Source organism: Nonomuraea sp. B208 (assembly GCF_057536035.1).
In genome coordinates this window covers 256095-277133 of sequence record NZ_BAAJOU010000028.1, presented here as the reverse complement: position 1 = coordinate 277133, position 21039 = coordinate 256095, and the positions used below count along the sequence as shown (strand labels likewise).

Annotated in this window: 24 protein-coding genes and 1 riboswitch; of the genes, 13 read left to right on the top strand and 11 right to left on the bottom strand. The window is 72.6% G+C overall.

Translation table 11 applies throughout. The annotated features are described in order from the left end of the window. Window positions 1-10: 10 nt before the first annotated feature. Window positions 11-1228 (top strand): DUF3455 domain-containing protein, encoded by a 1218-nt coding sequence (locus AC27IY_RS37570; RefSeq protein WP_487180928.1) that lies wholly within the window; start codon window positions 11-13, stop codon window positions 1226-1228. Between the two features lie 172 nt (window positions 1229-1400). Here the strand turns inward: AC27IY_RS37570 and glyA are convergent, their stop codons facing one another. The 5 genes from glyA to AC27IY_RS37545 form a co-directional block, all read right to left on the bottom strand. Next, window positions 1401-2651, bottom strand: coding sequence for a serine hydroxymethyltransferase (glyA, locus tag AC27IY_RS37565; RefSeq protein ID WP_344212198.1), 1251 nt, complete (start codon window positions 2649-2651; stop codon window positions 1401-1403). Window positions 2652-2675: 24 nt separating this feature from the next. Continuing rightward, a riboswitch (ZMP/ZTP riboswitch) is annotated at window positions 2676-2758 on the bottom strand. A gap of 66 nt (window positions 2759-2824) precedes the next feature. Continuing rightward, entirely contained in the window at window positions 2825-4219 is a 1395-nt protein-coding gene (locus AC27IY_RS37560; protein WP_487180927.1) for a serine/threonine-protein kinase, read from the bottom strand. 26 nt (window positions 4220-4245) lie between these two features. Further along, a complete protein-coding gene (locus AC27IY_RS37555; RefSeq protein ID WP_423476670.1) occupies window positions 4246-5190 on the bottom strand; it encodes a YihY/virulence factor BrkB family protein in 945 nt (314 codons plus the stop codon). Between the two features lie 55 nt (window positions 5191-5245). After that, complete coding sequence (locus AC27IY_RS37550; protein WP_371249425.1) at window positions 5246-5620, bottom strand: YccF domain-containing protein; 375 nt, start codon at window positions 5618-5620, stop codon at window positions 5246-5248. Between the two features lie 75 nt (window positions 5621-5695). Beyond that, window positions 5696-6469 carry a TIGR03084 family metal-binding protein gene (locus AC27IY_RS37545; RefSeq protein ID WP_423450788.1) on the bottom strand — a complete coding sequence of 258 codons (774 nt, stop codon included), beginning with the start codon at window positions 6467-6469 and terminating at the stop codon, window positions 5696-5698. A gap of 47 nt (window positions 6470-6516) precedes the next feature. On the opposite strand from AC27IY_RS37545, the gene AC27IY_RS37540 reads away from it, so the two are divergent. From AC27IY_RS37540 to AC27IY_RS37515, 6 genes are all read left to right on the top strand, one after another. Further along, window positions 6517-6642, top strand: a complete 126-nt coding sequence (locus AC27IY_RS37540) for a hypothetical protein (RefSeq protein ID WP_344212208.1) — start codon at window positions 6517-6519, stop codon at window positions 6640-6642. Between the two features lie 86 nt (window positions 6643-6728). Further along, window positions 6729-6812 (top strand): putative leader peptide, encoded by an 84-nt coding sequence (locus AC27IY_RS37535; RefSeq protein WP_311132608.1) that lies wholly within the window; start codon window positions 6729-6731, stop codon window positions 6810-6812. A 112-nt stretch (window positions 6813-6924) separates the two neighbouring features. Next, a complete protein-coding gene (locus AC27IY_RS37530; RefSeq protein ID WP_487180926.1) occupies window positions 6925-8613 on the top strand; it encodes a nitrite/sulfite reductase in 1689 nt (562 codons plus the stop codon). Continuing rightward, on the top strand, window positions 8610-8753 hold the full coding sequence (locus tag AC27IY_RS37525) for an Insertion element protein (protein ID WP_329573976.1): 144 nt from the start codon (window positions 8610-8612) through the stop codon (window positions 8751-8753). Before AC27IY_RS37530 ends, AC27IY_RS37525 begins: the two co-directional genes overlap by 4 nt. After that, window positions 8750-9478 (top strand): phosphoadenylyl-sulfate reductase, encoded by a 729-nt coding sequence (locus tag AC27IY_RS37520; RefSeq protein ID WP_020540752.1) that lies wholly within the window; start codon window positions 8750-8752, stop codon window positions 9476-9478. Before AC27IY_RS37525 ends, AC27IY_RS37520 begins: the two co-directional genes overlap by 4 nt. A 59-nt stretch (window positions 9479-9537) precedes the next feature. Further along, entirely contained in the window at window positions 9538-10236 is a 699-nt protein-coding gene (locus AC27IY_RS37515) for a sirohydrochlorin chelatase (protein WP_371249423.1), read from the top strand. A 19-nt stretch (window positions 10237-10255) separates the two neighbouring features. On the opposite strand, the gene AC27IY_RS37510 is transcribed toward AC27IY_RS37515, so the two are convergent. Then, on the bottom strand, window positions 10256-10996 hold the full coding sequence (locus tag AC27IY_RS37510) for a DUF1707 SHOCT-like domain-containing protein (protein ID WP_487180925.1): 741 nt from the start codon (window positions 10994-10996) through the stop codon (window positions 10256-10258). A 141-nt stretch (window positions 10997-11137) separates the two neighbouring features. Between AC27IY_RS37510 and AC27IY_RS37505 the strand changes: the two genes are divergently transcribed. Beyond that, complete coding sequence (locus tag AC27IY_RS37505; RefSeq protein ID WP_423450791.1) at window positions 11138-12481, top strand: ankyrin repeat domain-containing protein; 1344 nt, start codon at window positions 11138-11140, stop codon at window positions 12479-12481. A gap of 19 nt (window positions 12482-12500) precedes the next feature. On the opposite strand, the gene AC27IY_RS37500 is transcribed toward AC27IY_RS37505, so the two are convergent. The 3 genes from AC27IY_RS37500 to AC27IY_RS37490 all read right to left on the bottom strand — a co-directional run bounded on the left by AC27IY_RS37500 (window position 12501) and on the right by AC27IY_RS37490 (window position 14613). Next, window positions 12501-13085: an HD domain-containing protein gene (locus AC27IY_RS37500; RefSeq protein ID WP_423450792.1), complete on the bottom strand. Its 585-nt coding sequence runs from the start codon at window positions 13083-13085 to the stop codon at window positions 12501-12503. Window positions 13086-13171: 86 nt separating this feature from the next. Next, on the bottom strand, window positions 13172-14062 hold the full coding sequence (locus tag AC27IY_RS37495) for a maleylpyruvate isomerase family mycothiol-dependent enzyme (RefSeq protein WP_423476674.1): 891 nt from the start codon (window positions 14060-14062) through the stop codon (window positions 13172-13174). Continuing rightward, window positions 14062-14613 carry a sigma-70 family RNA polymerase sigma factor gene (locus tag AC27IY_RS37490; RefSeq protein ID WP_487180924.1) on the bottom strand — a complete coding sequence of 184 codons (552 nt, stop codon included), beginning with the start codon at window positions 14611-14613 and terminating at the stop codon, window positions 14062-14064. The genes AC27IY_RS37495 and AC27IY_RS37490 overlap by 1 nt, the downstream gene beginning before the upstream one ends. Before the next feature lie 174 nt (window positions 14614-14787). Between AC27IY_RS37490 and AC27IY_RS37485 the strand changes: the two genes are divergently transcribed. Further along, window positions 14788-15213: an OsmC family protein gene (locus tag AC27IY_RS37485; protein ID WP_329573962.1), complete on the top strand. Its 426-nt coding sequence runs from the start codon at window positions 14788-14790 to the stop codon at window positions 15211-15213. Between the two features lie 100 nt (window positions 15214-15313). Next, the gene (gene glgX / locus AC27IY_RS37480) at window positions 15314-17437 is read left to right on the top strand and encodes a glycogen debranching protein GlgX (protein ID WP_423476676.1); all 2124 of its coding nucleotides are present in this window, start codon (window positions 15314-15316) and stop codon (window positions 17435-17437) included. 10 nt (window positions 17438-17447) lie between these two features. On the opposite strand, the gene AC27IY_RS37475 is transcribed toward glgX, so the two are convergent. After that, complete coding sequence (locus AC27IY_RS37475) at window positions 17448-17843, bottom strand: hypothetical protein (protein WP_449946069.1); 396 nt, start codon at window positions 17841-17843, stop codon at window positions 17448-17450. A 168-nt stretch (window positions 17844-18011) separates the two neighbouring features. Here AC27IY_RS37475 and AC27IY_RS37470 point away from each other — a divergent pair, with 168 nt between their 5' ends. Genes AC27IY_RS37470 through AC27IY_RS37460 form a run of 3 tightly spaced genes read left to right on the top strand, consistent with a single transcriptional unit; the run spans window position 18012 to window position 20265 of the window. Next, on the top strand, window positions 18012-18740 hold the full coding sequence (locus AC27IY_RS37470; protein WP_449946071.1) for a pyrimidine reductase family protein: 729 nt from the start codon (window positions 18012-18014) through the stop codon (window positions 18738-18740). Further along, on the top strand, window positions 18737-19897 hold the full coding sequence (locus tag AC27IY_RS37465) for an ATP-dependent DNA ligase (RefSeq protein ID WP_487180923.1): 1161 nt from the start codon (window positions 18737-18739) through the stop codon (window positions 19895-19897). The genes AC27IY_RS37470 and AC27IY_RS37465 overlap by 4 nt, the downstream gene beginning before the upstream one ends. Before the next feature lie 26 nt (window positions 19898-19923). Continuing rightward, on the top strand, window positions 19924-20265 hold the full coding sequence (locus AC27IY_RS37460; protein WP_344212233.1) for a hypothetical protein: 342 nt from the start codon (window positions 19924-19926) through the stop codon (window positions 20263-20265). A 19-nt stretch (window positions 20266-20284) separates the two neighbouring features. Here AC27IY_RS37460 and pgeF read toward each other — a convergent pair whose 3' ends face one another. Then, window positions 20285-20992: a peptidoglycan editing factor PgeF gene (gene pgeF / locus AC27IY_RS37455; RefSeq protein WP_364444405.1), complete on the bottom strand. Its 708-nt coding sequence runs from the start codon at window positions 20990-20992 to the stop codon at window positions 20285-20287. Between the last annotated feature and the right edge of the window lie 47 nt (window positions 20993-21039).

The window sequence follows — 21039 nt, the reverse complement described above, 5'->3', positions numbered from 1 at the left end:
GGGGTTGTCCATGTCGGTACGAAGATCAGCCGTTTCCTGCCTGATGCTGGCCGCCGCGCTGCTGGCCGCGCCCGCGCCCGCCTCGGCGGACGACGGCCCGGTCTACCTCGCGGCGGGGCTGCGGGGCGCGAACGAGACGGGCCTCCCCGGCGACCCCGACGGGCAGGCCACGGTGGTGCTGCGGATCAGCGGGGACGAGATCGCCTTCGCCGCCCGCTGGGAGCGGCTGGACACACCGGTGGACGTCCGGGTGGCCGCGGGCGGGAAGGGCGTGCCCGGCGAGGAGCGGCTGCGGCTGCTGACCGGGCCGCTGCCCGCGTCCGTACGCGGCGTGACCGGCACGGTCCGGGCCGCCCCCGACCTGGTGGCCGCGCTGCTCGCCGACCCGGCCGCCTTCCACGCCGGCGTCCGCGACGCCCGGGGCTCGGTCCGCGGCCGCCTGCACCGCCTGTCGCGCCCCGTCGACCTGAACGGCGTGCTCAACGGCCCCGACCAGGCCACCCTCGCCGCGGCGACGACCCCGCAGGGACGGGCGACCTGGTGGCTGCGGCCCTCGGGCGCGGCCCTCGCGTACGCCGCGTCCTGGTCCGGCGCCCCCACGCCGGTGACCGGCGGTCTGGTGGCGCGCGAGGGCGTCACCAGACCGGCCTCGGTGAGCCTGTTCGCGGGCGCCCTGCCGCAGAACGTGACCGGCGTCTCGGGGGTGACGCCGGTCCCGCCCGAGGTCCTGCGGCGGATCGCCGCCGCCCCCGCCCGCTGGGACGCGGTGCTGCGGACGCCGGGTCCGCCGGTGCGCGCGCGGCTCGGCGGCGGGCCGGTCACGCACCCGCGCGCCCTCACGGCGCCGGTGCTGCGCGGCGAGCAGATCTACACCTGCGCGCGGCAGCCGTCGGGCGCGTACGCCTTCGCCCAGCTCGGCGTGGCGGCCACGCTGCGCCGAGGCATCGAGCACACGTACGTGACCCCGGGCAGCGGCCCGCCGCAGTGGGTCGCGCCCGACGGCAGCGCGGTGCGCGGCTCGGTCGTCACCCGGACGCCGAACGGCGACGGCGTGATCCCCGAGCTCGTGCTGGACGCCGCCCAGGCGGGCGCGGCCGACGGCCTGCTCGCGCGGGTCGCGCAGATCCTGCGGGTCAACACCACGGGCGGCACGGCCCCGGCGGGGCCCTGCGAGCCCGGGACGGAGGCCAGGGCGCCGTACGGCGCCGACTACGTCTTCCTGAGCTGAGGCCCGGCGGGAGGCGACTCGGTCCCGTCCCCCGCCGGCCGTCCCCGGCCGTGCGGCGCTCCCCGGAGCACCGCGCGGCCACCGCGAGCGGGGCGATCCGGCCTGCTCCGCTCGCGCCGGGCGCCCCGCCGCACACGGAGCCCGTGCGGCGGGGCGTTCGCGCGCTCTTGGCCTACAGGCCGGGGGCCGGGAACTGCGAGGTGAGCTCGCTGACCTCGCGGTGGACGCGGGCGATGACGTCCTCGGCGTCGCCCTTGGCGAGGGCGGTGACGACCTCGTCGATCCAGGCGCCGATCTGCCGCATCTCGGCCTCGCCCATGCCGCGCGAGGTGACCGAAGGCGTGCCGATGCGGATGCCCGACGGGTCGAACGGCTTGCGCGGGTCGAACGGCACCGTGTTGTAGTTGGTCTCCAGCCCGGCCCGGTCGAGCGCCTGGGCGGCCGGCTTGCCGCCGATGCCCTTGGGCGTGAGGTCGAGCAGGATGAGGTGGTTGTCGGTGCCGCCGGAGACGAGGTCGAACCCGCGGCTCGCCAGCTCCTCGGCCAGCGCCTTGGCGTTGGCGACGATCTGGTGGGCGTAGTCGCGGAAGGCCGGCTGGGCGGCCTCGTGCAGCGCGACGGCGATGGCGGCGGTGGTGTGGTTGTGCGGGCCGCCCTGGAGGCCGGGGAAGACGGCCTTGTTGAGCGCCGTGGCGTGCTCGTCGCTGGTCGCCATGAGCATGGCGCCGCGCGGGCCGCGCAGCGTCTTGTGGGTGGTGGTGGAGATCACGTCGGCGTGGCCCACCGGGGAGGGGTGGGCGCCGCCCGCGACGAGGCCGGCGATGTGCGCGATGTCGGCCGCCAGCACGGCACCGACCTCGCGGGCGATGGCCGCGAAGCCCTCGAAGTCGATGGTGCGCGGGATGGCGGTGCCGCCGCAGAAGATGACCTTGGGCCGGTGCTCCAGGGCGAGCTCGCGGACCTCGTCGAGGTCGACGCGGCCGGTGTCCTTGCGCACGCCGTAGCGGACGGAGTTGAACCACTTGCCGGTGGCCGAGACCGACCAGCCGTGGGTGAGGTGGCCGCCGAAGGGCAGGCCCATGCCCATCACGGTGTCGCCCGGCTGCAGGAACGCCAGGTAGATGGCGAGGTTGGCGGGCGAGCCCGAGTAGGGCTGGACGTTGGCGTGGTTGACCCCGAACAGCGACTTGGCACGCTCGATGGCCAGCGTCTCGATCTGGTCGATGACCTGCTGACCCTCGTAGTAGCGCTTGCCGGCGTAGCCCTCGGAGTATTTGTTGGTCAGGACGGTGCCGGTGGCCTCCAGCACGGCCTTGGAGACGTAGTTCTCCGAGGCGATCAGCTTGACCGTGTCGGCCTGGCGGCGCTCCTCGGCCTTGATGAGGTCGGCGATCTGCGGGTCGACGCTAGCGAGAGAACCCATGACTCCCCTGTCATCGTTGACGACTGCGAAGACCCAGGCGCCCGGCCTCCGCTCCTTTCGCTCCCTGGTGGTCGATCCCACCCAATGCGCCAGTCGCGTCTCGCTGTAGACGATAGCGGATGCGGCGGTGGGCTTTCCCCGCTCCGATCAGCGCATCCGCCCCGCTCGTACGGTCAGGCCGGGGTGATCGGCACGTCGCGCAGGACGCCGAGCACCCTGAGGTCGACGTCGACCGTCTCCACGTCCTGGGGGACGTTCTCGAAGATCGCGTACATGCGCATCTGATCGCCGCCGCCGAACGGCGCGGCGGCCATGTCGGTGCACTGGCAGGAGCCGTTCTTGACGGCGGGGCGGATCGGTTCCGCGACGCCGGGCGGGATGAGGTTGACCGCCGAGACGGAGAAGTCGAGCGCGCCGTTGCCGAACTGGTTGTAGAGGGGCGCGTTGCCGTTGCCGACGTTGGTGACCGTCCACTGCAGGCGGACCGTGCCGCCCTTCCGGGTCAGCGCGTCGATCCGGACGCTGAGCCTGCTGCCCGCGGCGTCGAGGGTGGCCGCGACGGTGGGCTCGCCGGACCCGCCTCCCCGCGCCTCCCAGGGGCGGAGCACCGCGAGCGTGGCGGCCACGCCGAGCGCGGCGGCGGCGAGGCCGACCAGGACGGTCGGCAGCAGGCGCCGCCCGGCCGGAGGGGGTGGCGGGTCCTGCCGGGTGGGCGGGGCGACGACGGGCGTCCAGGTCTCGGAGACCGCCCTGGTGGCGGCGTCCACCGGCACCGCGGAGCGCCCCATGAGCAGGTCCATGAGCTGCTGGGCGCTCGGCCGCCTGGCCGGGTCCTTGTCCAGCGCCCGCTCCACGAGCGGCCGGACGCGCTCGTCCAGCCCGTCGAGCGCGGGGGCGTGGTGGATCACCCGGTAGACGACCTCCGCCACCCCGCCGGTGCCGAACGGCGGCCGGCCGGTGCCCGCGTACGCGACCAGCGAGCCCCAGGAGAAGACGTCGCTCGCGGGGGTGGCCTGCTCGCCTCTCGCCTGCTCGGGCGACATGTACGCGGGCGTCCCCATCCCCTGGGCCAGGGTCGCGGGCGCGTGCCCGGAGGTGTCGGCGAGCTGGGCGATGCCGAAGTCGATGACCCGGGGCCCGACCGGGCTGAGCAGCACGTTCGACGGCTTGAGATCGCGGTGCACGACGCCCGCCTGGTGGATGGCGGTGAGCGCGGTGGCCACGCCGATGGCGAGCGCCTCCAGGTTCGCGCCGGTCAGCGGCGCCTGGCGGACCACGGAGGCGAGGTCGGGGCCCTCGACGTACTCGGTGGCGAGGTAGGCGACGCCGCCGTCGAACCCGGCGTCCAGCACGGGCGCGGTGCAGAACCTGGCGACCCTCCTCGCCGCCTCGGCCTCCTTGCCGAACCTGCGGCGGAACTCCTCGCGGGCGGCCAGCTCGGGCCGCATGGTCTTGAGCGCGACGCGCCGCCCGGACGCGTCCTCCGCCAGGTGCACCACGCCCATGCCGCCCTCGCCCAGCTTGCTGAGCACGCGGAAGGGCCCGACCTGCTGCCGCATGACGTCCATCGGGGGGATTATCGCGAAGATCCCCGCTATTTGGTACGGCTTTCTCCCGGCCACAGCCGATCGACCTCGGCGTTGAGAATCGCCCCGATGAGCACGGCGAGGGCCGTGATGTAGAGCCACAGCAGCACCGCGATGGGGGCGGCCAGGGAGCCGTACACGGAGACGGGCGAGAACCAGGCGGCCAGCACGGCGCGCAGCACGGCGGCGCAGACGATCCAGAGGAACAGGGCGAGGATCGCGCCGGGCAGCTCGCGGAACCACCGGGTGCGCACCGGGACGCTGACGTGGTAGAGGACGGTCAGGAAGAGCACCGACCCGATGGTGACGACGGGCCAGTAGAGGATGTCGATCATGACGCCGTACTGCGCGGGGAGCGCGTCCTTGAGCAGCGTCGGGCCGACGACCAGGATCGGCATGATGATGATCGCGATGACCAGGCCCACGACGTAGAGGCCGAAGGACATGAGCCGGGTGCGGATGATGCCGCGCTCCTCGCCGAGGCCGTAGGCGACGGAGATGAGGTCCACGTAGACGTAGAGCGCCCGCGAGCCGGACCACAGCGACAGCAGGAAGCCCAGCGAGATGATGGACACCTTGCTCGCGTTGTCGCTGAGCACGTCGGTGATCAGCGGGTTGACGACCTTGGTGACGGCCTCCTGGGTGAACAGCAGGCCGGCCTGCTGGATCACCCAGGTCTTGACCTCGTCGACCACGCCGCCGCCCACCCAGGTGCCGATCTTGCCGAGCACCCCGATCAGGCCGAGCACGAACGGCGGCAGCGACAGCAACGCGAAGAACGCCGCCTCCCCCGCCAGCCCCGTCACCCGGTAGGCGACCCCGGCGTTGGTCGAGGCCCGGACGATCGCCCACGCGTGGGTGTCGAGCACCCAGCTCAGCCTGGCCCTGGCATGCCTGACCAACCCCTTTTTCGGCCGCTTCTTCAGCCGGGGAGGCGCATCGGTGGACGTCATGGCACCCAACGTTCGCAGTGGTTCTTCGGGACAGCTTACGTCCCTGGCCCCTGCCCTAGTCGAGGTCCACGATGCGGGCTCCCAGCGGAAGGAGGGAGACGGGCACCAGCTTGAGGTTCGCCACGCCCATCGGGATGCCGATGATGGAGAGGAACAGCGGGATCGAGGTGACGACGTGCCCGATGGCGAGCCAGACGCCGGCCACCACGAACCAGATGATGTTGCCGATCAACGAGAACACCCCGGCGTCCGGATCGCGCACGACGGTGCGGCCGAACGGCCAGAGCGCGTACGCCGCGATCCGGAACGAGGCGATGCCGAACGGGATGGTGACGATCAGGATGCAGCAGATGATCCCCGCCAGCGCGTAACCGATCGCCAGCCAGATCCCCGCGAACACCAGCCAGATGACGTTCAGCAGAGTGCGCATGACTTCAGCATGTCACCCGCCGGGCGGCCACCGGCATCGGGGAACCACCCTGATCGCACCCTGAGGAGCACCCCGTCACGAGGAGCGCGGCGGCCGTCCCTCCCCCGGCGGGCCCGCGAACGCCTGGGCGGTCTCCATCCAGGCCCGCGCCGGCTCGCCGACGACCTCCAGGCCGGTGTCCGAGAGGTGGATGCGCTGGGTGACGACGAGGCAGAAGTCGAGCATGGAGCCGCGTACGACGCTCGCGGCGTCCGCGGGGCCGGCCGTCCAGACGTCGCCGCCGGGCATGACGAGCTCCACGCGCACCGGCTCGGCCGGCTGGGGCAGGCCGCGCACCGCGAAGCCGTACGGGCGGGCGCGGTAGCCGATCGTGGCGACGTGCCTGAGCCGGTCCGTGGGCTCCCTGACGACGCCGAGCGCGTCGGCCACGTCCTGGCCGTGCGCCCAGGTCTCCATCAGGCGCGCGGTGACGAAGGAGGCGGCCGACATGGGAGGCCCGAACCAGGGCACCCGGTCGCGGGCGTCCAGCCCGGCGAAGACCTCCATGCTACGCCCGCGCGCGGCGCGGAACCACTCGCGCAGCTCGTCCGGCGGCATGCCGCGCGCCTGGCGGGCGAGGTCGTCCACGGAGGTGACGGCGGGCAGGCCGGCCGTGAAGCCGTCGGGGTCGGTGACGGCCCGGGTGGCGGCCTCGTCGAACCAGGCCAGATGGCTCACCTGGTCGCGGACGGCCCAGCCCGCGGCGGGCGTGGGCAGCTCCCAGTCGGCGTCCCGCAGCGGCTCCAGCAGCCGTTCCAGTGACGCGGTCTCGGCGCGCAGGTCGTCCAGCAACTCGGCCATGAGGTCCACGCGCGCCAGCCTAACCCGAACAACGTTCGGGGAGAATAATCGGAGGTGTGATCTGCGAGAGCTGCAAGGACAAGCGCCACGAGGACTGCCGCGGCGGCTCCTGGTGCGACTGCCAGCACCAGAGCCCCGAGCGGCCGGTGGAGTCCGAGCTCGACTGGCCGCGCCAGGGATAGCCCGGAGAACCGGCCCTCAACTCGGACAGTCCCACACTCTGGACCCGGTCTTGGACATCCCGGACCCCCAAGGTATCGTCGAAGGCATGCCAGCGGACCCCATGCTCGTCGGTCGACGCCACGTCGACCTCCAGCGTGTCCGCAGTGCCATCTGTTGCGACGCCCGCTAACTCCGCTTTTTCTCTGCCGCTGAGCGCGTCGCGACCCTCCTGGAACTCCCTGCCCCTCGATGACGAGGCCAGGTAGGGCCCTTGCGCGCGCCCATGAATCGAAGGACGCGCAATGAGCACCCCTGCCAGCCGCACACCCGCAAGCCGGCATCACAAGCGCCCGCGTGGCGAGGGCCAGTGGGCTCTCGGCTACCGGGAGCCGCTGAACAAGAACGAGGAGAACAAGAAGAACGACGACGGGCTCAACGTCCGCCAGCGCATCATCGACGTCTACTCCAAGCGCGGGTTCGACTCGATCGACCCGGCCGACCTGCGCGGCCGGATGCGCTGGTACGGCCTCTACACCCAGCGCAGGCCCGGCATCGACGGCGGCAAGACCGCGGTGCTGGAGCCGGAGGAGCTCGACGACCGCTACTTCATGCTGCGGGTGCGCATCGACGGCGGCCAGCTCGACCTGGCCCAGCTCCGCGCGATCGCCGACATCTCCAACGAGTACGGCCGCGGCACCGCCGACCTGACCGACCGCCAGAACATCCAGCTCCACTGGGTGGAGATCGAGTCGGTGCCGGACATCTGGGAGCGTCTGGAGGCCGTCGGCCTGTCGACGACGGAGGCGTGCGGTGACACGCCGCGCGTGATCCTGGGCTGCCCGCTGGCCGGCATCGACGTGGACGAGGTGCTGGACGCGAGCGAGCAGATCCGCGAGATCCAGGACCGGGTGGTCGGCAACCCCGCCTACTCGAACCTGCCGCGCAAGTTCAAGACCGCGCTGAGCGGCTGCCCGGCGCACTGCACGGTGCACGAGATCAACGACGTGGCCTTCGTCGGCGTCGTCAACGAGCACGGCGAGGCCGGCTACGACCTGTGGGTGGGCGGCGGCCTGTCCACCAACCCGATGCTCGGCAAGCGCCTCGGCGTGTTCGTCCGGCCCGAGCAGGCGGCCGACGTGCACGAGGGCGTGGTCGGCATCTTCCGCGACTACGGCTACCGCCGGCTGCGGCACCGGGCGCGGATCAAGTTCCTGGTCAACGACTGGGGCGTGGAGAAGTTCCGCGAGATCCTGGAGACCGAATACCTGAAGGCGCCGCTGCCCGACGGGCCCGCCCCCGAGCAGCCGCGCGGCAGCCGCCGCGACCACGTGGGCGTCTTCCCGCAGAAGGACGGCAACTTCTACGTCGGCTTCGCCCCCAAGGTGGGCCGGCTGGACGGCGACGCGCTGCACAAGATCGCCGACATCGCCGAGCGGCACGGCTCCTGCCGGGTGCGCACGACGGTCGAGCAGAAGATGGTCATCCTCGACGTCGCGCCGGACCAGGTCGACTCGATCGTGGCCGAGCTGGAGGCCAACGACCTTCAGGTGCGTCCCTCGACTTTCCGCCGCCAGACGATGGCGTGCACCGGCATCGAGTACTGCAAGCTGGCCATCGTCGAGACCAAGGCCACCGCGGCGCAGCTCATCGACGAGCTGGAGCGCCGGCTGCCCGAGTTCGCCGAGCCGCTGACCATCAACGTCAACGGCTGCCCCAACTCCTGCGCCCGCATCCAGGTCGCCGACATCGGGCTGAAGGGCCAGCTCGTCGTGGACGAGAACGGCGACCAGGTCGAGGGCTACCAGATCCACCTGGGCGGCTCGCTCGGCGTCAACGCCGGCTTCGGCCGCAAGGTGCGCGGGCTGAAGACCACCGCCAAGGCCCTGCCCGACTACGTCGAGCGGGTGGTGAAGAACTTCGACGCCCAGCGCAAGGAGGGCGAGTCGTTCGCCGACTGGGTGCAGCGGGCCGACGAGGCGGACCTGCGATGAGCGAGCGCGCGGTTCCCTTCCACTGCCCGTACTGCGGTGACGAGGACCTGGAGCCCTACGAGGGCGACGGCGGCTGGTACTGCCGGTCCTGCGCCCGCGCTTTCAAGCTGAAGTTCCTGGGGATCGGAGTGACGAGATGACGCTGGTGGACATCGAGGTCGGTTTAAGAGATCAGCGCGGCACGCTCGACCTGCAGGACATCGTCGAGTCCGCCGCCACGTTCCTGGAGGGCGCCACCGCCAGGGAGATCATCCGCTGGGCGGCCGCCACGTTCGGCGACCGGCTCTGCCTGACCTCCTCGATGAGCGACGCGCTGCTGATCGACCTGGTGAGCAGGGTGAAGCCGGGCGTGGACGTGCTGTTCATCGACACGGGCTACCACTTCGCCGAGACCGTCGGCACGCGGGACGCGGTGCGCCAGGTCTACGACGTCAACGTGATCGACGTGAAGCCGTCGCGCACGGTGGCCGAGCAGGACCGCGACCTCGGGCCGCGGCTGTTCGGGCGCAACCCCGACCTGTGCTGCTACCTGCGCAAGGTGGAGCCGCTGAACCGGGCGCTTGAGCCGTACCTCGCGTGGATCTCCGGCATCCGGCGGGACGAGTCGCCGGCCCGCAAGGACGCTCGGGTCGTCGAGTGGGACGCCAAGCGCCAGATGGTGAAGGTCAACCCGATCGCCGCCTGGACGCAGGAGGACGTCGACAACTACATCGCCGACAACGGGGTGCTCATCAACCCGTTGCACTACGACAACTACCCCTCGATCGGGTGCGCGCCCTGCACGCGGCAGGTCGCCGAGGGGGAGGATCCGCGCAGCGGGCGCTGGGCGGGCCTGGGGAAGGTCGAATGCGGCATTCACCTGTGATCCCCGGAAGGGGTCTCGTCCCGTTGGCAGGCGGGACGGCCCCCGGTCGCGTGCCACTGGTGGCGGTGGCGCACGGGTCGCGTGACCCGCGTGCCGCCGCCACCGTGGCCGCGCTGCTCGACCAGGTGCCGCTGGACGTGCGGGTGGCGTACCTCGACCACTGCGCGCCGACGCTCGGGCAGGCCCTGCACGGCCTGGAGGAGGCCGTGGTGCTGCCGCTGCTGCTCACCGAGGCCTACCACAGCCGGGTGGACCTGCCGGCGGCGCTGAACGAGGCGCGGGCGCACCAGCCCCGGCTGCGCGTCCACTACGGGACGACGCTCGGGCCGCACCCGCTGCTGCGGGCCGCGCTGGAGCGGCGGCTGGCCGAGGCGGGCGTGCGGCCCGGCGACCCGGACACCGCCGTGGTGCTGGTGTCGGCCGGGTCCAGCGACGCGCGCGCGAACGCGGTCGTCTCGCGCATGGCGCGCGAGTGGCGGCGCGGCGGATGGTGGACGGTCCGGGCCGCGTACGCCTCGGCCGCCGGGCCCACGCCCGCGCAGGCCGTGGCGGAGCTGGTGCGGGCGGGCGCGCCCCGCGTGGTGGTGGCGCCGTATCTGCTGGCGCCCGGCTACTTCGCCGACAAGGTGCGGCGGGAGGCGCTGGAGGCGGGCGCCACCGTGGTGGCCGACGTGCTCGGCGCCGCGCCCGAGCTGGTGGACGTGCTGCTGGAGCGGTACGAGGGCGCGCAGCGCGACCCGGTGTCCCTGGTCGGCTGACCCCCGCTCTTGGGGTGTGTCAGTAGCCGCGCCCCATGCCGTCACGCCCCATGCCGTCGTGCTCGCCGCCGAGCTGGCGGCGCAGCTCGCGGCCCTCGTGCCGGAGCTGGCGGCCGAGCTCGCGCCAGTCGTCGCCGTGCAGCTGCCGCCAGTGCTCGCGCCAGGCGGCGAACCCGCGCCGCAGCGGCTTGGCCCGCGAGTCGCCGACCACCTTGACGTCGCCCATCACGGCGTAGGCGTGCACCCGCACCACGGGGACGTTCATGCCGGGCGCGGCCTCCAGCACGTCGATCTTCTTGTCGCCCATGATCGCCATGCCGTCGAGGTCGACGTGGACGCCGTCAGGGACGATGATCTTCACGTCGCCCATGACGGAGACGGCCGTGATCTCGACCATGTCCGTGCGCACCTCGGCCTCGCGCAGGTCGAGCAGCACGTCGCCCATCACGGCGACCGCGCCGAGCTCCTGGTCGACGCGCCACGAGCCGCGCCGCTTGGTGTCGCCCATCACCCCGACGAACCACCGCCGCTTGCGCTCCGGCCGCCCGGACCCGGGCGAAGGCGCGGGCACGGCGCCGCCGGCCGGGAGGTCCTGGGTGAGCAGCGCGAGCTCGGCATGCGTGGTGGCGGAGTAGGCGGCATCCGTGCGGTCGGTCAGCTCGACCAGCGTGAGCCTGCCCTCCACCGAGGCGACGCGGAGTTGTTCGACGACGGCCTCGCGCTCGGCGTCGGACGCGCGGACCCCACCAGGATCGGTCATACTCGCAACATATCGCGTTTCGCCGGCGGCTGACTCCTCCCCCAGGAGGAGTTGCCGCCCGCCGAAGGATGCACGCCTCCGCGCCGGGGACCTGTCGCTGCTTGGCCCGGTGCGCGGCCTCACCAGGCTAGGGTCCGTGTCATGCATGAGGAACAGCTCTACCGCGCGGCGTTGAACGGCGAGACCGACACGGTGGCCAAGCTGCTCGCCGCCGGCGCCGACCCCAACAGGCCCAGCGAGGGCGAGGAGGAGGGCCTGCCGCTCTGCGCGGCCGCCGCATGGGACCGCGAGGAGGTCGCCGAGACGCTGCTCGCCGCCGGGGCCGAGGTGAACGGGCGGGAGGCCGGCGGCTGGACGGCGCTGCTCTGGGCGGCCGCCAACGGCCAGGCCGCCGTCGCCCGGCTGCTGGTCGAGGCGGGGGCCGACGTCGACGCGACCAACGACGACGGCGACACCCCGCTCACCCTGGCCGCCAGGCGCGGCGCGCTCGGCGTGACGCAGGTGCTGCTGGAGGCTGGCGCGGACGCCGGCAAGTACGACGGCGACGGCGACACGCCGCTGGACATCGCCGCCGACTGGGTGGGCGTGCACCTGGAGAGCGCGCTGCTCGACCAGATCGAGCAGGACGGCTGGGAGTACGTCGTGGCCCGCCAGTACGCCAAGGACGGCACCGAGCTGGTCACCGTGGCCGGCCGCTCCCCCGACGGCGAGCAGAGCGAGCAGGTCCAGGCGCAGCGCGGCCACGCCGCGATCGCGACCCTGCTGGAGGACGCCGCGGGCGTCGAGACGCCGGTCGAGCGGCTGGTGGCGCGGGCGCTGGCGCACCGCGACGTCGACGAGGACGCCGAGACCTGGTGGATCGTGGCCGACACGCTGGCCAAGCGGGCCGACGACGACACCTACGAGGCGCTGGCCCGGCTGTGCGTGAGCGAGGACGCGAGGGAGCGCGAGTTCGGCGTGGACGCGATCGCGCAGTTCGGCTTCGCCGACGGCGAGAAGCCCTACCTGGAGCGTACGCTGCCGCTGCTGCTCAAGATGGTCACCACGGAGGGCAACGGGCAGGTGCTGCGCTCGGTGCTGGCCGCGCTCGGCCACCAGGGCGACCCGCGGGCGCTGCCCGCGGTGCTCGACATCATCGGCCGCCCGGAGCACAAGCGCACGATGACCGACCCGATCGCGCTGGCCGACGTGCTGCCCCCGGACCACGAGGAGGGGCTGGCCCTGCTGATCGAGATGAGCGAGGACGACGACGCCGAGGTGCGCGACTGGGCGACGTCCGGGCTGGCCGGGCTCGACGCCGACACGCCGCGCATCCGCGAGGCGCTGGCGGCCCGGCTGGGCGACGCCGACCTGCGTACGGTGGCCGAGGCCACGCGCGGGCTCGCCGTGCGCGGCGACGACCGCGCCGCCCAGGGCACCGCGCGGGTGCTCGCCGAGAGCGACGACGAGTACGCGCGCGACCTCGTCACCCAGCCCCTGGCCTGACCGGCGCCGCCGGAGACGGTCACGGGACGCCGCCGCCGTTGAGCACGCGCACCACCCAGTCGAGGGTGCCCGTGCTCAGCGCCTCCTCCGCCAGCCGCTTGCCGGTGGTGGTCGTGATCGCGGCCAGCGAGCTGTCGATCCACCCTTGCGTGTTGTGGTTGCCCTGCTCGCGGTACTCGACGGCCTGGAGGAGGCATTCCAGCTTGTCGGCGTCGCGCGCGCAGACGGCCTCGATGCTGGTCTTCTCCTCGTACTCGGCGACCGCGTCGCGCACCATGTCGGCCACCGGCCCGGCGACGTCACGCGTCTGGTCGGCGGTGACCTCCTCGTTGGAGGCCGCCTTGAGATAGCGCTTGCCGAGGTAGGGGATGTCGGTGACGCGCGTCTCCTGCGAGTCGTGGAACAGCGCCATGAACGCCGCCCGCTGCGGGTCGCCGCCCTCCAGCCTGGCGATCACGGCCGCGATGACCGCCGTGCGGAAGGAGTGGTCGGCCACGCTCTCCGGGTCGCGTACGCCCGCGACCAGCCATCCCGTGCGCTTGTAGCGCTTGAGCAGACCGAACTCGTACAGCAGGTCCGTAAGCCCTGTCACGTCGCTCGCCACGATGAGCCCCCTCTCGTCATGCGCCCCGAGCCCGAACGTGCGCGGGGTGCAGATGTACCCAGCGAGGCGGCGGCTCACCCTCCCGGTCAGGGACCGGAGAGCGTGGGGGCGGTGCGGAGGACGTCGGCGGCGAGGGCGCGGTCGCCGGTGACCGTCGCGGGGAACGTGGCGGGATCGCCGCGGCCGCCGAGCAGGAAGCAGAAGGCGCGGACGTCCGCCGTCAGGTGCGCGTCGGGCTCGCCCGGCGTGGTCTCCTCGACGCCCAGGGGCAGCAGCCACTCGCCCCCGCCGGCCCCGGTCAGCGTGAGCCGCAGCGTACGGCCCGAGCCGTCCAGCCCCGCGAAGAGCATCGTCCAGGGCAGCAGCCGGGCGCACAGGTCGGCGGTCGGCCGGATGTGCTCGGGGATCGGGTCGGGCAGCCGGACGCCGGCCGCGCGGGCCGCGTCGTCGGCGTGGATCCACGTCTCCAGGCCGCGCCCGAGCACGTGGTCGCGCACCGGCACCTCCAGCCCGTCCAGGGTGGCGGGGGCGGTCTCCGGCAGCCCGGCGAGGTGCCGGCAGAGGGCGTCGGCCTGCGCCCGCCAGTCGCGCCGCGTCTGCTCGGGGCTGCGCGCCCGCTCGTACGCCTGCACGTCGCCGGTGCGTCCCATCGCGTCGAGCGCCCGCAGCGGCGGGCCGAGGACGGGGGCGCCCACGGAGGCGGCCAGCAGCCCGTCCTTCGCGGCCAGGTGCGCGACGAGCTCCTGGAGCGTCCATCCTTCGACGACGACGCGCGCCCAGTCGTCGTCCCCTGCCGTGGCGAGCAGGGCGTCCATGGCGGCCACCCGGCCCGCGTACGGGGCCGCCCACGAGGCCGTGGCGGCCGCGGGCCTGCGCCGGGCCCGGGCCCCGGCCAGGAGCTGGGGCCGCAGTGAGTGGGCCGGCACCGCCGGCTCCTCCATCAGCGCGTCCAGGTAGAGACGCTCGACGGGGTCCATCACACCTCTTCCTCCGCCAGCGCGTCCGCCAGCCGCCTGAGTGCCAGCCGGATGCGCGATTTGGCCGTGCCCTCGGGCACGCCCAGTTCCTCCCCGACCTGCCGGTACGTCCGGCCGCCGTAATAGGCCAGCTCGACCGCCTGGCGTAAGCCGTCGGGCAGCTCGGTCACCGCCTGGCGGACGCGGTCGGCCTCGTCGGCGGCGAGCACGCCGTCCTCCAGCCGGGCCGGCTCGCGTTCGAAGAGCCGGGGGCCGAGCGCCGAGACCCGCCGCCGCTCCTCGGCGCGCACGTGGTCCACCGCCCGCCGGTGGGCGATGGTCGCCAGCCAGGCGCGCAGCGTGCCGCGGTCGGGGTCGTAGGCGAGCGGCCGCTCCCAGAAGACGAGGAACACCTCCTGCGTGATGTCCTCGGCGATCACCCGGTCCCTGGTGACCCGCAGGGACAGGCCGAAGATCAGCGGGGAGAGCCGATCGTAGACCTCGCCCAGCGCGGACTCGTCGCCGCCGACCACCCGCTGGTGCAACAGGCGGTCGTCGTACGGTGCCTCCACTGGCACCACGCTCCCGTTGTATCCGGACCCAGGCGGCAGGTGCGCCGCGACCCGAGCATGTCATTATTCGCCGCAAAAGTAGAGCCGGATGAGTGCCTCGCCGGATTCGCCGCTCCCGGGGGCAGGGTTCCTGACAGGGTAGGGTCGGAAGTCCGTACAGGAGGGAGCACGTCAATGGCCACCACCCGCACCGCGACCACGCAGTGGAAGGGCGCACTGCTCGACGGGTCGGGCACCGTCTCGCTCGACACCTCGGGCGTCGGCACGTTCGAGGTCTCGTGGCCGTCGAGGGCCGAGGCGGCCAACGGCAAGACCTCTCCCGAGGAGCTGATCGCGGCGGCCCACTCGTCCTGCTTCTCGATGGCGCTCTCGCACGGCCTGGCCGGCGCGGGCACGCCGCCGGAGTCGCTGCGGACCAGCGCGGACGTCACCTTCCAGCCCGGCGAGGGCATCACCGGCATCGTGCTGAGCGTGCAGGGGCAGGTCCCCGGCATCACGGCCGAGCAGTTCCAGCAGGCCGCCGAGACGGCCAAGGCCAACTGCCCGGTGAGCAAGGCGCTGGCCGGCACCACGATCACGCTCAAGGCCGAGCTGCTCTGAAACGTCATCCACGGCGCCGGTATCCTTCCGGCGCCGTGCAGGTGAGGGCATCCGCACATTGAGAGACCAAAACCGGCTTCCCATGCGACAATTGGGCCACATGCGCGAGGTCTGGCCGGGGCAGCCCTATCCACTCGGCGCTACCTGGGACGGCGTTGGCACGAGCTTTGCGGTGTTCTCAGAGGTCGCCGAGCGGGTCGAGCTTTGCCTCTTTCACGATGACGGCTCCGAGGACCGGGTGGAGCTCCCTGAGGTCGACGGGTTCGTCTGGCATGGCTACCTGCCGGGCATCCAGCCGGGCCAGCGGTACGGCTACCGCGTCCACGGCCCCTACGCCCCTCAGCACGGGCACCGGTGCAACCCGAGCAAGCTGCTGCTCGATCCCTACGCCAAGGCCATCGACGGCGAGCTGACCTGGAACCAGGCGCTGTTCCCCTACTACTTCACCGATCCCGGGCGGCGCAACACCGAGGACAGCGCCCCCTACATGCCGAAGAACGTGGTGATCAACCCGTTCTTCGAGTGGGGCAACGACCGGTCGCCGGGCGTCCCCTACCACCAGACGGTGATCTACGAGGCGCACGTGCGCGGGCTGACGATGCGCCATCCCGACGTGCCGCCCGAGCTGCGGGGCACCTACGCCGGGATGGGCCATCCGGCGATCATCGACCACCTGCTGTCGCTGGGGGTCACGGCGGTCGAGCTGATGCCGGTGCACCACTACGTGCCCGAGCACTTCCTGGTCGCCCGCGGGCTCACCAACTACTGGGGCTACAACACCATCGCCTACCTCGCCCCGCACGGCCGCTACTCCAGCAGCGGCACCCGGGGGCAGCAGGTGCTGGAGTTCAAGGCCATGGTGCGGGCGCTGCACGAGGCGGGCATCGAGGTCATTCTCGACGTGGTCTACAACCACACCGCCGAGGGCGACCACATGGGCCCGACGCTGGGCTTCCGCGGCATCGACAACGCCGCCTACTACCGCCTGCACGACGGCGACCGGCGCTACTACCTCGACTACACCGGGTGCGGCAACTCGCTCAACGTGCGTTCCCCGCACGCCCTGCAGCTCATCATGGACTCGCTGCGCTACTGGGTGCTCGAGATGCACGTCGACGGGTTCCGCTTCGACCTGGCCTCGGCGCTGGCCCGCGAGCTGCACGACGTCGACCGGCTGAGCGCGTTCTTCGACCTCATCCAGCAGGACCCGGTGATCTCGCAGGTCAAGCTGATCGCCGAGCCGTGGGACGTCGGGCCGGGCGGCTACCAGGTGGGCAACTTCCCGCCGCTGTGGACGGAATGGAACGGCAAATATCGCGACATCGTGCGCGATTTCTGGCGGGGGACGCACTCGGCGCTGCCCGAGTTCGCCTCCCGGCTGACCGGCTCGGCCGATCTCTACGAGTCCTCCGGCCGCCGCCCGGTCGCCTCCATCAACTTCGTCACCTGCCACGACGGGTTCACGCTGAGCGACCTGGTCTCCTACGACCACAAGCACAACGAGGACAACGGCGAGGACAACCGCGACGGCACCAACGACAACCGCTCCTGGAACTGCGGCGCCGAGGGCCCGGTCGAGGACCCGGAGATCATGGCGCTGCGCCGCCGCCAGCGCCGCAACTTCCTGGCCACGCTGTTCCTGTCGCAGGGCGTGCCGATGCTCTCCCACGGCGACGAGATCGGCCGCACCCAGCACGGCAACAACAACGCCTACTGCCAGGACAACGAGCTGGCCTGGGTCGACTGGTCGAGGGTGCGCACCGAGTCCGACCTGCTGGAGTTCGTCCGCGCGCTGGCGAAGCTGCGCCGCGAGCACCCGGTCTTCCAGCGCCGCCGCTTCTTCCACGGCCGCCATCCCGACAACGGCGACCGCGACCTGGTGTGGCTCACGCCGGGCGGCTCCGAGATGACGGCCGGCGACTGGCACATCGGCTACGCCAAGTCGCTCATGGTCTATCTCAACGGCGAGGCGATCACCGAGCCGGGGCCGCGGGGCGAGCGCATCGTGGACGACTCGTTCCTGCTGCTGATCAACGCCCACCACGAGAACATGCCGTTCACGCTGCCGGGGCCGGAGTGCGGCGACGGCTGGCTGCCGGTGCTCGACACCGCCCACGACTCGATCGAGGACCTCGTCGCCGAGCCGTGGCAGCCGGCGGGAGGCGTGGTGACGGTCACCTCGCGCTCGCTCCAGGTGCTCCGCCGTCCCCGCGAGACCCAGTAGCGAGGGGCCGTCAGAAGACGCGGGCGGCGCTGGCCGTGAGGAACACCAGCGCGAACACGGTCACCCCCGCGAGACCGTGCAGCGCCACCGCCAGCACGGGCAGCCCGGACACGGCGTCCCCGTGCCTCCCGCTGCCGAGCCACCTGGTGAACATCACGAACCCCAGCAGCGCCGTCGCCGCCAGCCCGGCCGTGGCCAGCCAGGCGAGGGTCCGGCTGCCGGTGGCCAGCGCGGCGGCCCAGCACGCCATCGCCGACACCGCGAGCGCGGGGTGGGAGAGGATCAGCGCCAGCGGGAAGCGGGTGACCTTGGCCCGGCGGCCTCCGCCGCCCGCCAGCCAGCGGCGCAGCAGGTACGCCCCGGCGAGCGCGGCGATCGTCCACGTTCCGGCGGTGATCAGACCCATGGGCCCTCTCCCCCTGTCGTCCCATGCCTGCCTTGACGTCACTTGACGTTAATCGTCACGTTAAGCAGAGCGTCGGCGTTATGTCTTCCGATACACAAAGGTGCGATATGACCGAGACCGGCGGACGCCCCCGGGCCGGTTGTCGGTGGCGTGTGCCAAGGTAGAGGGGTGCGGCGCATCCTTCCCGACATTTACGACAATCCGGACATCGCCCAGGCGTACGCCTATCCCGAGGGCCGGCCGTGGCTGCGGCTCAACATGGTCTCCAGCGCCGACGGCGCCGCCTGGCTCAAGGGCCGCTCCGGCGGCCTGTCCACCCGTGGCGACAAGCGCGTCTTCCAGGTCCTGCGCGGCCTCGCCGACGTCGTCATGGCGGGCGCGGCGACCGTGCGCACCGAGGGCTACCGCCCGATCGAGCCGCGCGCCTCCTGGGCGGAGATCCGCGCGGGCCGGCCCGACGTGCCCCCGATCGCGGTCGTCTCCCGCACCCTCGACCTCGACCCACGCCACCCGCTGTTCACCGGCGCGCCCAGCCGCACCCTCGTCATCACCTGCGAGGCCGCGCCGCGCGAGCGGCGGGCCGAGCTGGCCAAGGGCTGCGACGTCATCGTGGCCGGCGACGAGAGCGTCGACCTGCACGAGGGCGTGGCGCGGCTGCACGAGCGCGGTCTCGGCCGCATCCTGTGCGAGGGCGGTCCTCTCGTCAACGCCCAGCTCTCGGCCGCCGGGCTGGTCGACGAGCTGTGCCTGACGATCAGCCCGCTGCTGGTCGGCGGCGACGCGGCGCGCATCCAGAACGGCGAGGCCGCGCTGGTCGGCCTGGACCTGGTCCAGGTGCTGGAGGAGGAGGGGGCCCTCTTCTGCAGATACGTCACGGGGAAGGAAGATCACGCATGACCACGGACCCGACAGTCAACGCGGCGCCGGCCGAGGAGCCCGAGCCGGAGCCGGTGCCCAACCTGGTCGTACGCCCGCCGGTGCCGCCCATGCTGGCCAAACCGGTCAAGGCCATGCCCAGGCAGGACGGCAACCTCTTCTACGAGCCCAAGTGGGACGGCTTCCGCTGCATCATCTTCCGCGACGGCGACGAGGTCTACCTCGGCAGCCGCAAGGAGCGGCCGTTCACCCGCTACTTCCCGGAGATCGTCGAGGCGGCGAAGGCCGAGCTGCCCGACAAGGTGGTGATCGACGGCGAGATCGTGCTGCCCAGAGGCTCGCAGCTCGACTTCGACGCGCTGCAGCAGCGCATCCATCCGGCCAAGTCGCGGGTGAAGCTGCTGTCGGAGGAGACGCCCGCCCAGTTCATCGCCTTCGACCTGCTGGCCATCGGCGAGGAGTCGCTGATGGAGGCGCCGTTCGCCGAGCGCCGGGCCCGGCTGACCGAGCTGTTCACCAAGGACGGCGGCTCGATCCGGCTGACGCCGGTGACGACCGACGACCGGCAGGCGGACGAGTGGTTCGAGACGTTCGAGGGGGCGGGGCTCGACGGCATCATCGTCAAGCCCGGCGACCAGCCGTACGTCCCGGACAAGCGCACCATGTTCAAGGTCAAGCACGAGCGCACGGCCGACGTCGTGGTGTGCGGCTACCGCGAGCACAAGTCGGGGCCGATCGTCGGCTCGCTGCTGCTCGGCCTCTACGGCGACGACGGCAAGCTGCATCACGTCGGGGTGGCGGCGTCGTTCCCGATGGCGCGCCGGGCCGAGCTGGTGGAGGAGCTGCGGCCGCTCATCGCCGACCTCGGCGAGCACCCGTGGGGGCACTGGGCCGAGGCGGCGCAGGCCAACGTGGGGCAGCCGGCCGCCGGGCCGTCGAGGGGCGGCCAGCGGGTGCCGGGCGCGGTGTCGCGGTGGAACGCCAAGAAGGACCTGTCGTTCATCCCGCTGCGGCCGGAGCGGGTGATGGAGGTCGCCTACGACCAGATGGAGGGCGACCGGTTCCGGCACACGGCCCATTTCCGCCGGTGGCGGCCGGACCGCACGCCGGAGTCGTGCACGTACGAGCAGCTGGAGCGTCCGGTCAGTTACAACCTCGATGACATCCTTGCCCACTGAGCGGAATGCCCCAATAGTGTCTAGGCATGAGCACTGGGGATGAGTTGAAGGCCGCTGTCTCGGCTCGCCGTGACTTAGGGCCCGACTTCGAGGACGCCATCGTGGAGTCGTTCCTCGACAAGATGGGCAAGGAGGTCGACCGGCGGGTGGACGAGCGCCTGGCCCAGGCCGGCCCGAAGGCGTCGGCCCAGCGCCGGTCGAACGACGGGCAGCGGCTCGCCCTGGCCATCGTCTCCCTGTCCCTGGGCACGGTCGCCACGCTGACGCTGGCGCTCGTGGGCGAGGGGCAGAGATTCCTCCTCATACCCGTCTGGGTCGGCATCATCATCGTGAACGTGGTCTTCAACAACGGCCGGGGCAAGGACTGAGCGCCGCCGGCCGCGGGCGTCAGTCGAGCCAGACGAGGCCCGCGAACCGGCCGCCCGGCTGCTCGCGGCGGTGGGAGTAGAGCTCCTTCGACTCGATGGTGCAGCGCGCGTCGTGCCGGATCTCCGCCAGCCCGGCCGCCCTGAGCTGGGCCTCGATGCCGGCCCGCAGGTCGAGCGCCGGCGTCTGCCACGACGTCGTGGACCACGTCTCCGGCACCTTCGCGGCCACGCGCTCGCGCAGCTCGGCGGGCACCTCGTAGCAGCGGCCGCACGCGCCGGGGCCGATCAGCGCGACCATCCGGCCCGGCTCGGCGCCCTTCGCGGCCATCGCCGTCACCAGCGCCGTCGCGATGCCCGCCTCGGTGCCGGGGCGGCCGGAGTGCGCGGCGCCCACCATGCGCGCGACCGGGTCGGCCACCAGCACCGCCGGGCAGTCGGCGCCGAGCGAGGCCAGCGCCAGCCGGGGCTCGGTGGTGAACACGCCGTCGAGCGGCGGCGGGTCGTCGCCGAAGGGCTCGCTCACGTACGCGACGTCGGCACTGTGGACCTGGCGCATGTAGACCACGGCCCGCACGCCCAGCTCGGCCGCGACACCGGCGCGGTTGGCGCGCACGGCGGCCGGGTCGTCGCCGACCATGCCGCCGAGGTTGCGCGAGCCGTAGGGCGGGGCGCTGACGCCCCCGTGCCGGTCGGTGACGGCGACGTGCACTCCGGGGGCCAGTTGCATACCCCGATCCTAGAACGCCCCCGGCCCCGCCTCGCCTGGCCCCTTCT